The sequence below is a fragment of the Achromobacter sp. JD-1 genome, from assembly GCF_038594925.1.
Lineage (GTDB): Bacteria > Pseudomonadota > Gammaproteobacteria > Burkholderiales > Burkholderiaceae_B > Achromobacter > Achromobacter spanius_C.
In genome coordinates, this window is record NZ_JBCGCS010000005.1 from 1 (window position 1) to 10,670 (window position 10,670).

Consider the following 10,670-nt stretch of genomic DNA (forward strand, 5'->3'; position numbering starts at 1 on the left):
AACAGCACCGCCTTGCCTTCCATGACCGGCTTGGAGGCCAGCGCGCCGATATTGCCCAGGCCCAGCACCGCCGTGCCATTGGTGATCACGCCCACCAGGTTGCCGCGCGCGGTGTAGCGATAGACATTGGCCGGGTCGGCCACGATTTCTTCGCAGGCCGACGCCACGCCCGGCGAATAGGCCAGCGCCAGATCGCGCTGGTTGACGAGCGGCTTGGAGGCCACCACTGAAATCTTCCCCGGGGTGGGGAACTCGTGATAGTCCAGTGCTGCCTGGCGGTCGGAGGGCGAGTTCATGTGGCGGTAGCCTCGTTGGTAGGGGTGATGTGAATATGGGAAAAATTCTAGGCGGACAGGCATAAGGTGATGATTCGGATTTAATATCGTCCCATTACCTTTACCTTATGACCTGTCTATGACGGCCTTTGACCCGGATGCCGTTATCCGGAAATTGACCTCGCGGCTGAAGATGCGCCACCTGATGCTGCTGCTGCAAATCGAGCAGCACGGATCCCTGACCCGGGTGGCCGAGCACATGGCCACCAGCCAGCCAGCCGTAACGAACGCCCTGGCCGAACTGGAAAGCATGTTCGACGTGCCGCTGTTCGACCGCTCTGTCCGGGGCATGACCCCGACGCCTTTGGGCGCGGTGGTGCTGACGCGCGCGCGCGGGCTGGTCCACGACCTGGGTCATCTGGTGCAGGAAATGGAGGCCGTGGCGGCGGGCCATGCCGCCCATCTGCATATCGGCGTCATTCCGTTTGTGTCGGGCCAGATGCTGTCGGCCGCCATCAGCCGTACCCTGCCGCAAGGGCGGCGCATCACCGCCACCATCCACGAAGGCCAGGGCCCCGCCCTGCTGCGCCAACTGCGCGACCACACGCTGGATATCGTGGTGGGCTGGGCGACGCCGTCGGTGGACCTGAGCAATATCGATTTTGAAGTGCTCTACCACCAGCAACCCCGCCTGATCGCCAGCCGGCGCCTGGCGGCGCGGCTGGGGCGTTCGCGACTGGAATGGAACCGGCTGGCGGACCTGGACTGGATTCTGGGCACGCCGGGCAGCCCCATCCGCGAACAGGTGGCCGACATTTTCCTGCGCGCGGGACTGGCGCCGCCCCCGCCTTCGGTGCAAAGCGATTCGTCCAAGCTGATCGGTGAAATGATCGTCGCCAGCGATCGCGCCGTGTCGATTCTGCCGGCCGATATCGCCGATGAACTGGTGCGGATTGCCGGCGCGGCCATCGTGCCCTATTCGTTTGACTGGACCTTGCCGCCGATCTCGCTGTTTACCCGCGCCGACGGCCTGCGGCGCAATGTGGACGCGCTCTTTGCGTCCGCCCTGCGCGAGGTGTATACCAAGGGAGCCCGGCCCGCGACCTGAACCACGCCCCCTTTCAGCCCACGTTTTCCCGTCCCACGCCCATGCCTTCCGGCCAATTCCTGATGCATCGCAGCGCGCTTGCCGGCGTGCAGGCGGTGGCTGCACGCAGCCGCCACGCCTTTGCCCGGCACACGCATGACCAGTTCGGCATTGGCGTGATGCGCCAGGGCGCGCAGGTGTCGCACAGCGGACGCGGCCAGGTCCGCGCCGGCCCGGGCCACGTCATCACCGTCAACCCAGGCGAGGTGCATGACGGCGTGCCCATCGGCGACACGCCGCGTGCCTGGCAGATGCTGTACCTGGACCCGGACGTGGTGGCGCAGGCGGCAAACGACTTGGCCAAGGATGGCTACGCGGGTGCCTGCTACGAATTCGAACACCCCGCGCAACACCAACCCGCCTTGGCGCGCGACGTTCTGGCGTTGTACTCGCACGCCATTGGCGCCGCCGCGCCCTTGGCCTGTGACGCGCTGTTGCTGCGCATTCTGGTGCAAGCGCGCGGCGACGGCGGCCGCTGGCGCGTGGCAGCGGCAGGCCCTGGCATGCCCGCCGGCATCCGCCACGCGCGCAGCCTGATCGACGATGCCCCCGCCGCCACGCTGTCGCTTGCCGACCTGGCGGCCGCCTGCGGGCTTAGCCGATATCAGACGTTGCGCGCCTTTGCCCGCGCCACCGGCATGACGCCGCACGCGTATCAAATTCAACGGCGCCTGCTGCTGGCGCGCCAATTGATCCGGCGCGGCATGACGCTGGCCGACGCCGCCGCCGCCAGCGGCTTTGCCGACCAAAGCCACATGACGCGGCTGTTCGTTCGCACCTACGGCGTATCGCCTGGCTGCTACGCCATGGCGGCGCGCCCGGCCTGAACCTGGGGGCTGGGGCTGGGCTGGGGCTGCGACTGATTTGAAGCGATACCGGCACTGGCCCGCTGCAATTTCGTTCAAGACCGGCTGCGTCCACGCGTCCTACGCTGCGTGTTTTCCACGCAGGGCACGGCAATGGGCACGCACCAACGAATGTGGGGGTATGGCTTTCTGGCGGCAGCCATGGCGCTGGTGGGCAGCACCGTCATCGCCAGCAAGATCATCGGGGCCGGCATACCGCCCTTTACCGCCACCGCACTGCGGTTCGCCATCGCGCTGCCCTGCTTCGCCTTGTTGATGGCGGCCACCGGCGCGCGCCTGCCGCGTCTGCAAAAGCGCGATTGGCTGCTGCTGGCGGCGCAGGCCATTGCCGGCAGCGTGGGCTATACGACGCTGCTGATCGCCGGCTTGCAGCGCGCCTCGGCGGTGGACGGCGGCATCATCCTGGGCACCTTGCCGCTGGTATCCGCGGCCATCGCCGTGCTGGTGCTGGGCGAACGCCCTGGCAAGGGCACGTGGGCCGCCATCGCGATGGCGGCCGCCGGTGTGTGGCTCATGGCGCACGAGGGCGCGCGCGCGGATCGCACCACGTCGTGGACCGGCAATGCCTTGATGCTGGGCGCCGTGGTGTGCGAAGGGCTGTTCATCCTGCTCAACAAGCGCTTGCGCGTGGCCGTGCCGCCGCTGGCGCTGTCAACCGTGATGGCAGGGTTTGGGCTGGCGTTTTCGGCGCTGGCCAGCGTGGCCGAATCGCCTTGGACGTTGAGCTTATCCGCCGACGCGATGCTGGCGGTGGGCTATTACGCGCTGGTGCCCACGGTGGGCGGATTTCTACTTTGGTACGCGGGCGCAGCGCGGGTGCGCGGGTCGGAAGCAGCGCTGTTCACCGCGCTGGCGCCCGTGTGCGCGGTGCTGTTGGCCACCAGCGTATTGGGCGAAACGGTCAGGCTTGTCCAGGCCGTCGGCATGGCTTGCGTGCTGGGCGGCGTGCTGATGCAGGCGCTGGCCGCGCAGCGTGGCCGCCGGCCGCGAATCAATCGACGCTGAACGCCGAGCCCTGCGCCCTACGCACCCGCCGCTAGCCGCGGCTGAAGGCCAGCGCGAACTCGTCAGAGAAAATATCGGCCAGCGCATGCCGCAACGCAGCGGCGCGCTCAGCGCCGTAGGCCGCTTCAAAACGGCGCTGCGCGTCTTTCCACAGGCGTTTGGACTCGGCCAGCTTGGCGCGGCCAGCCTCGGTCAGCGCCACGCGGCGGCTGCGGCGGTCGTGCTCGTCGCGCGACATTGCCACATAACCGTCGCGTTCCAGCGGCTTCAGGTTGTGGGCCAAGGCCGAGCGGTCCAGCACCAGCGCGCGCGCCAGATCGGTCATGGACGGCGTGCCGGCCCGGGCAATGTGAATCAGGATGGAATGCTGCGACACCTTCAAGCCGCAGGGCGCAAGCACCGTGTCATACAACTGCGACACGCGCCGGGTCGCCTTACGCAAGGCGGCGCCGTTGCAGACCAGCGGGTCCGTGACGGTAGCGAGGGCAGAGGGTTGGACGTCGGACATGGCGGCAGGCAAAGGTCAGAGAAGGTCATTACCCTACTGCCGGGGCGGGCGCGCGTCCAGCCCATTATTGACAGATGCTGGCATATGCACGTAAATTTTATCGCACTCCATTCCAGCCTACGCTCATGTCAGCCAGCCCCCCGTCGCCGTCCCCCGCGGCAAGCGCCGCCAACGCGCGTCTGCAAGCCATGCTTGATGCGCCGATTGCGCCCACGCTGGCCCGCCTGGCCTGGCCCAATATATTGATGATGTCGGCGCAGTCCGCCACCAGCTTGATCGAAACCTGGTTTCTGGCGCGCCTGGGCACGTCAGTGCTGGCTGGCGTGGCGCTGGTGGTGCCGGTGGTGTTCCTGATGGGCAATATGTCGCAAGGCGCCATGGGCGGCGGCATTTCGGCGGCGGTGGCGCGGGCGCTGGGCGGCGGGCGCCAACAGGAAGCAGACCAACTGGTGCTGCACGCCGTGGTACTGAACGCCATCTTGGGCATGCTTTTCTGTGTGCTGATGCTGGCGTTCGGGCCGCAACTGTATCGCGCGCTGGGTGCACAAGGCGAAGCGCTAGACGCGGCGCTGGCGTATTCCAACGTGATCTTCGGCGGCATCGTGTTGATGTGGCTGATGAATGCTTTCGCCAGTGTCATCCGGGGCACCGGCAACATGCTGGTGCCGGGCGCGGTGATCTGTGGCGGGGCCTTGCTGCTGGTCCCCTTGTCGCCCTGCCTGATCTTCGGATGGGGGCCGTTTCCGGCATTGGGCGTGGCGGGCGGCGGCTGGGCGCTGGTCATCTATTACGGCGTGGGCGCGCTGATCCTGGGCATCTACTGCGCCAGCGGCCGCAACCCCGCGCGGCTGGTCGCCAGCCGCCTGCACGGGAACCTGATGCGCAGCATTCTTAGCGTGGGTGCACTGGCAACGCTGAACCCGCTGTTGACCAATGCCCTGGTGGCGCTGACGGCGGCTTTGGTCGGCGCCTATGCCGGCACCGCGGCGGTGGCGGGTTACGGCATCGCCGTGCGCCTGGAATATCTGCTGATGCCCATTGCCTTCGGCCTGGGTGCGCCCATGGTCGCGATGGTGGCGTCCAACATCGGCGCGGGGCGGCCCGAACGCGCCATGCGCATTGCCTTGACCGGCGGCGCCATGGCCTTCGTGCTGGCTGAAACCATCGGGATCGCGGCGGCGTGCTTTCCCGAGGCATGGTTGCGGCTTTTCGGCGCCGAAGACCACATGCTGCAAGCCGGCGCCGACTACCTGCGTACCGTCGGTCCGGTGTATGGATTTTTTGCGCTGGGGTTTTCGATGTACTTCGCCTCGCAAGGCGCGGGGCGCTTGAAGTGGCCCCTGGTGGCCGGATGCCTGCGCCTTGTGACGGCGGTGGGCGCGGGCGCCATCGCGCTGCACTTGACCGGATCGCTGACGGTATTCTTTTTAGTCGCGGCCGTGGCGATGTGTCTGTATGGCCTGATCATTCTGGCCGCGGTCGCTTCCGGCTCGTGGTTCGCGCCGGCGCGTCAGCCCCAGGCCCACCCCGTGGCGCGCTCCTAGGCGGGGCATCACGCAGCGCGTACGCCACCAGTTCGGCGGCATACGCCGGCAGCGCGTCGCGCACGCATAGCACCAGGTCGCGCGCGGCCCAGGCATCAGCCAACGCCACGCGTTGCACGCCCGCTGCCCGCCCCAGGCGCATGGCCGCCACGCGCGGCACGATGGCGATGCCCACGCCCTGCCCCACCATCCGGCACACCGCATCAAAGCCGCGCAAGCGCACCCGGTACGACAAGGTCTTGCCGCCGCGCCGCGCATGATGCGCAATGTGGTCCTGCAAGGCGCTGCCCTCGGTCAGCCCCACGAAGTCCTCGTGCGCCACCTCACTTAGCGTGACAGCCGGCCGCCGCGCCAACGCATGGCCGCGCGGCACGATCACCGCCAGCGGATCATGGCGAAACGTCTGGGTATGCAGGCCGTGCAGGTCGGCCGAGTCCGCCAGCACGCCGATATCGCAGATGCCCGCGCGCAAGGCATCGGCAATATCCAGGCTGGACTTTTCTTCCAGGTCCACCGACACGCGGGGATGGTCACGCAGAAATTCGCCCAGCACGGGCGGCAGGTATTCGCTGAGGGCGGTGGTGTTGCACAGCACGCGCACATGCCCTTTCAGGCCGTGGCCAAAGTGGTCGAGTTCGCCGCGCATGCGGTCGATCTGCGCCAGCACCACGCGCGCATGGTGCGCCAGCGTCTGCCCGGCAGGCGTGAGTTCGACGCCGCGAGGCGCGCGCAGCAAGAGCGGCACGCCCAGTTCCCCTTCCATGCCCCGGATGCGTTCGCTGGCCGAGGCCAGCGTCATATGCGTGCGTCTGGCGCCCGCCGTGATGGAACCCGCTTCCTGCACATGGAGAAAGAGACGAAGGTCGGTCAGGTCGAATCGCATGCGGCCAGCGTAGCACGCCACCCTATGGCACAGCCATAGGATTCCTATGCAATATCCCGATGCCGCTGGGGCCGCGAACCCGCGCAGAATTCGTCTATCGATAACTTCAAACACCCTATCCAATGACGAATCCCACTCCATGCCGGCATTTCAGCGCGCTGCACTCTTGCCGTGCCGAGCACAAGCTATTCGTCGCCACTATCAGGCCAGACCATAGCCTGGGCGCGCACGGGGTGGCGCCATGACGGCGATGGATCTCTTGCCTGGCGGCACCCCGGCAATACTGGCCGCCACCGTAGCCGTGTTCATCCTGGCCGGCGTGGTCAAGGGCGTGGTGGGCTTGGGGCTGCCCACCATTTCGATGGCGATGCTGGCCTTGGTGATGGCGCCCGCGCAAGCCGCCGCCTTGCTGATCGTGCCGTCCTTGGTCACCAACCTGTGGCAGGCGCGGCCCTGGCCCACGCTGCCGCCTACCCTGCGCCGCATCGGCGCCCTGCAGCTTGGTGTCTGCGTGGGCACGCTGGCGGGTGCGATGTGGCTGGGCGCGCCCAGCGGGCGTTGGGCCGGTGTGTGCCTGGGGCTGGCGCTTATCGCCTATGCCGGCTGGGGCCTGTTCGGCTCGCCGCCCAAGGTGCCACGCCGGCACGAACACGTGCTGGGCGCGTTGGTGGGCGCGATCACCGGCGTGATCACGGCGGCCACCGGGGTGTTCGTGATTCCCGCCGTGCCCTTCCTGCAAGCCTTGAACCTGGGCAGGGACGGCTTGATCCAGGCCATGGGCGTGTCATTCACGGTGTCCACCGTGGCGCTGGCGGCGGGCCTGTGGCTCAACGGCGGCTATAGCCCGGCCGCCGCTGGCGCCTCCGTGCTGATGCTGCTGCCCGCGTTGGCCGGCATGGCGCTGGGGCAGTGGCTGCGGGGCAAACTGTCGGCCAGAACGTTCAAGCTTTGCTTCATGATCAGCCTGGCCTTGTTGGGCGGCTGGCAAGTGGCGCAAGGCTTGACGGGGTAGGCCCGCATCATGCCGCCAGACGCCGCTCGTCCACGAAGCCGATGGATACCGACATTTCGCGCCAGCGCGCCAGCTCCTGTTGCACCGACTGGATCTTGCCGCGCGCCTGATCAAAGGCGTCACGCCCCAGGAACAGGTGCAGCGGTGCGTACTGGGCCTCCGCCGCCTGAATCAGCGCCTGCGCCGCTTTGCCCGCGTCGCCGCCATCGTGCGCCTGGATAGCGCGCGCGGCGCGTTCGGGCGAGCCCCCGCCATCACGCGGCGACACGGCCCGCATGGCGCCCGGGTACACCAGCGACACCCGCACGCCCCACGGCGCGGCTTGCGCCGCCAACGCCTCGGTCAAGCCGCACACCGCGAACTTGGCGGCGCTGTACGCCCCCCACTCGGCATGCCTGCCATCAAACCCCAGGATGGACGACACATTGAGCACATGCCCGCTGCCCTGCGCCCGCATGTGCGGCAACACCGCGCGGATCATGTTCAGCGTGCCGAAGACGTTGATGTCGAACGCGGCGCGCACGTCGGCGTCGGACAGTTCGGCCAACGAGCCGGGGCACGCCGCCCGCGCGTTGTTCACCAGCACGTCCACGCGGCCAAAGGCGGCCATCGTGGCGTCCACCGCGCGGCGCACATTGCGTTCGTCCGCCACGTCGACCGTCAGCGGCAGAAACTGGCCTTCCAGCTTGGCCCCCACTGCATCCAGCAATGCATCGCCGTCCCGCGACGTTGCCGCCACCTTGTGCCCCAGGTCCAGCAGCATCCGCACCAATGCCAGGCCCAGGCCCGTTGATGCGCCCGTCACCAACCAGATTTTTTCGGAGTTCATGCGATTCCCTTCCCTTGCTTGTCATGCTTGCGCCCCCCGGCAAGATGCCTGGCGGCCGGCTCGGGGCAACGCCTTCCTGGTCGGAAACATCAGCCCCAAGCCTGAAAGGGATATTAAGAATCGGGCGCAGGCGCGTACAGGCTCGTTCTTGCTGGAAACCTGCCTATTCCTCCGTTGCTGCCACGTCGCGGGGGCAATGCCAAAACCAGCACCGCAGCCAGCAACAACGTCAGCGCAAGAAGCGCCGCCGTTGTCCGGTTTGCCTGACCGCCGCCACCAAGCCTTGCACCGCGGATTCGGCTGAACGCAGATAGGCGTAGAAGCGAGCCGCCGGCAGATCCGGCATGCCGTCTTCGTGCAACAACGCCCGCATGCCCTCGCGCAACTGGCTGCGGGCAACCGGCGCCACCGCAAAGCCCGCCTGCGCCGCGGCCAGGCAGCCCGCCATACTGCCGCTTTCGAACGCCGGCAGCCACGCCTTGCCGGCCTGCGCCAAGGCCGTGATGGCCGCTTCGCGGTACACGCACGGCTCCGGAAACACCGCCAGCGGCACGGGCGCATCGGGGTCCCAGGGCTGATCCTCCCCCCAGGCCCATACCAAATCCTCTTCCCACAGCAGTTCGCCCTCGTCGTGCACGCGCGAACATTGCTTGCCGAAAACCACGTCCAGCTTGCCGCGCGCCTGCAGACGCAGCAGGTCGGCGGTGATACCCACCTTCAGTTCGATCGACGCATCCGGATGCGCCCGATGAAAGGCTTGCAGCACCTGCGCCAGCCAGGCGCCCGCGAAGTCTTCGGACGACCCGATCCGCAAGCGGCCTTTCAACCGCGCGCCGCTCAGCCGGGCGCGCGCTTCGCGTTCCAGATCGACGATGTTGCGGGCGTAGGCGTACAGCGTCTGGCCGGCGGGCGTGAGCTCGAAGCTGCGTGTGGTGCGCGCAAGCAGCGTGGCGCCTGCCAACAATTCCAGACGCTTGATGTGGCCGCTGACCGCTGACGGCGTCAGTGCCAGCGCATCGGCGGCCAGCGCAAACCCGCCGCAATCGACCACCTCGATAAAGGTGCGCAACAAGGTCAGGTCCAGCACCGCGCCTGCCGTGTCGTTGGGGGTGTCCATGGCTAATGTCCGTTAATTCATGAGGTATTGATAATAATCTTCTATTCATCACGAATCATGACAAGCGCAGCCAGTATCGTGACGACATCACCGCAACCGAAGGAACCACCACCATGCCCGCCTACGCCCAGGTACAAACGCCCTTGCTGGATATCGCCTATCTGGAATGGAACCCCGCCGGGTCGCGCACCGCCGTGCTGGTGCACGGCTGGCCAGACAGCCCGGAAAGCTGGACCCTGGTTGCGGAACGCTTGGCCGCCCATGGCTACCGCGTAATGTGCCCCGCGCTGCGCGGCTTCGGCCCGACCCGCTTTCGGCACGCCTGCACGCCGCGCAGCGGTGAGCTGGCTGCGTTGGGACGCGATCTGCTGGACTTCATCGACGCGCTGTCCCTGGATCGCCCCACCCTGGTCGGCCACGATTGGGGCGCGCGCGCCGCCGCCAACGCCTGCGGTCTGCGGCCCGACGTGGCGGCGCAACTGATCTTGCTGTCGGTCGGCTACGGCACCAATGACCCCAATCAGGCGCTGCCGCTCGCACAGGCGCGCAATTATTGGTACCACTGGTACATGGCAACCCCCCGAGGCGCAGCCACCGTACGCGACGACCGCCTGGCCTTTGCCCGCATGATGTGGGACACCTGGTCGCCCGCCGGCTGGTATGCCCCCGCCGATTTCGACGAGGCCGCGCGCGCGTTCGACAACCCTGACTGGGCCGACGTCGTGCTGCATTCCTACCGGCACCGCTGGGGACATGCAGAAGGCGATCCGGTCTACGCGGCCGACACGGCCCAACTCACACCCGCGCCCGTCTTGACGGCGCCAACCCTGGTACTGCACGGGGGCGCCGACGCCTGCAACCACCCCGCCACGTCCGAGGGCAAGGAAGGCTTTTTCAGTGGCGCTTACGAACGCCTAGTGTTGGACGGCGTGGGCCATTTCCCGCAGCGGGAGGCCCCGCAGGCCGTGGCCGACGCCATCCTGCGGTTCTGCGCGACACCCGGCAATGACGCCCCGCCGGGCAGCCCGCCACGGAATGGCGGATAATTCGTCTGTTTCCCGCCGCGCAACGCGGCGGATTTTTGTGGGCGCGTGGCGCGCCCGACAGCATTCGGAGTCAACTATGCATCGCGGCATTCAGGCGATTGAACAATTCATGGAATCCATCGGCCTGACCTGGCGCCCCGGCTCGACCGAAAGCGCCGAGCTGCGCGTCAGCTACCGCATCGGCAATACCCGTCCGCTGGGCATTGACCGCACCCTGGTCGAATTCCATTGCGACGCCAAGCGTCCCAAGGTATGGGTGCCCGAGTTCTCGCGCACCAGCTTTCACCAGTGGTTTGAAGTGCCGTTCCAGGAATTCGAGTTCACCCCCGGCGGCTCGATGCTGAAGATCAAAGCCCCCGCGCGCGGTAATGCGCCCCCGTACAGCGTGGGGATCAAGCCGCTGGCTTGATGGATGAAGACCCCTGCCTGCGGTGAGCC

The 10,670-nt window shown here is 67.4% G+C and carries 11 protein-coding genes and 1 pseudogene; 7 read left to right on the forward strand and 5 right to left on the reverse strand.

The window, feature by feature from the left end; all coding sequences use genetic code 11:
- Window positions 1–296: pseudogene (locus WBR68_RS09660) on the reverse strand (NADP-dependent malic enzyme); the annotation flags it as partial.
- Between the two features lie 118 nt (window positions 297–414).
- Here WBR68_RS09660 and WBR68_RS09665 point away from each other — a divergent pair.
- The 3 genes from WBR68_RS09665 (at window position 415) to WBR68_RS09675 (ending at window position 3,293) form a co-directional block, all read left to right on the forward strand.
- A complete protein-coding gene (locus WBR68_RS09665; protein WP_050449903.1) occupies window positions 415–1,383 on the forward strand; it encodes a LysR substrate-binding domain-containing protein in 969 nt (322 codons plus the stop codon).
- Between the two features lie 41 nt (window positions 1,384–1,424).
- Window positions 1,425–2,249 (forward strand): AraC family transcriptional regulator, encoded by an 825-nt coding sequence (locus tag WBR68_RS09670; protein WP_230694066.1) that lies wholly within the window; start codon window positions 1,425–1,427, stop codon window positions 2,247–2,249.
- A 132-nt stretch (window positions 2,250–2,381) separates the two neighbouring features.
- A complete protein-coding gene (locus WBR68_RS09675; protein ID WP_230694067.1) occupies window positions 2,382–3,293 on the forward strand; it encodes a DMT family transporter in 912 nt (303 codons plus the stop codon).
- Window positions 3,294–3,324: 31 nt separating this feature from the next.
- Here WBR68_RS09675 and WBR68_RS09680 read toward each other — a convergent pair whose 3' ends face one another.
- A complete protein-coding gene (locus tag WBR68_RS09680) occupies window positions 3,325–3,801 on the reverse strand; it encodes a MarR family winged helix-turn-helix transcriptional regulator (protein ID WP_127185584.1) in 477 nt (158 codons plus the stop codon).
- 188 nt (window positions 3,802–3,989) lie between these two features.
- Here WBR68_RS09680 and WBR68_RS09685 point away from each other — a divergent pair, with 188 nt between their 5' ends.
- A complete protein-coding gene (locus tag WBR68_RS09685; protein WP_050449923.1) occupies window positions 3,990–5,345 on the forward strand; it encodes an MATE family efflux transporter in 1,356 nt (451 codons plus the stop codon).
- Here WBR68_RS09685 and WBR68_RS09690 read toward each other — a convergent pair.
- Window positions 5,266–6,228 carry a LysR substrate-binding domain-containing protein gene (locus tag WBR68_RS09690; protein ID WP_230694068.1) on the reverse strand — a complete coding sequence of 321 codons (963 nt, stop codon included), beginning with the start codon at window positions 6,226–6,228 and terminating at the stop codon, window positions 5,266–5,268. The genes WBR68_RS09685 and WBR68_RS09690 overlap by 80 nt on opposite strands.
- A gap of 241 nt (window positions 6,229–6,469) precedes the next feature.
- On the opposite strand from WBR68_RS09690, the gene WBR68_RS09695 reads away from it, so the two are divergent.
- Window positions 6,470–7,240 carry a sulfite exporter TauE/SafE family protein gene (locus WBR68_RS09695; RefSeq protein WP_230694069.1) on the forward strand — a complete coding sequence of 257 codons (771 nt, stop codon included), beginning with the start codon at window positions 6,470–6,472 and terminating at the stop codon, window positions 7,238–7,240.
- 7 nt (window positions 7,241–7,247) lie between these two features.
- Here the strand turns inward: WBR68_RS09695 and WBR68_RS09700 are convergent, their stop codons facing one another.
- Window positions 7,248–8,069, reverse strand: a complete 822-nt coding sequence (locus WBR68_RS09700) for an SDR family oxidoreductase (protein ID WP_050449897.1) — start codon at window positions 8,067–8,069, stop codon at window positions 7,248–7,250.
- Between the two features lie 229 nt (window positions 8,070–8,298).
- Window positions 8,299–9,186, reverse strand: a complete 888-nt coding sequence (locus WBR68_RS09705) for a LysR family transcriptional regulator (RefSeq protein ID WP_230694070.1) — start codon at window positions 9,184–9,186, stop codon at window positions 8,299–8,301.
- A gap of 113 nt (window positions 9,187–9,299) precedes the next feature.
- Between WBR68_RS09705 and WBR68_RS09710 the strand changes: the two genes are divergently transcribed.
- Both WBR68_RS09710 and WBR68_RS09715 read left to right on the forward strand, forming a co-directional pair.
- A complete protein-coding gene (locus tag WBR68_RS09710; RefSeq protein WP_230694071.1) occupies window positions 9,300–10,232 on the forward strand; it encodes an alpha/beta fold hydrolase in 933 nt (310 codons plus the stop codon).
- A 76-nt stretch (window positions 10,233–10,308) separates the two neighbouring features.
- Window positions 10,309–10,641, forward strand: a complete 333-nt coding sequence (locus tag WBR68_RS09715; RefSeq protein WP_006221349.1) for a hypothetical protein — start codon at window positions 10,309–10,311, stop codon at window positions 10,639–10,641.
- The last annotated feature ends 29 nt before the right edge of the window (window positions 10,642–10,670 follow it).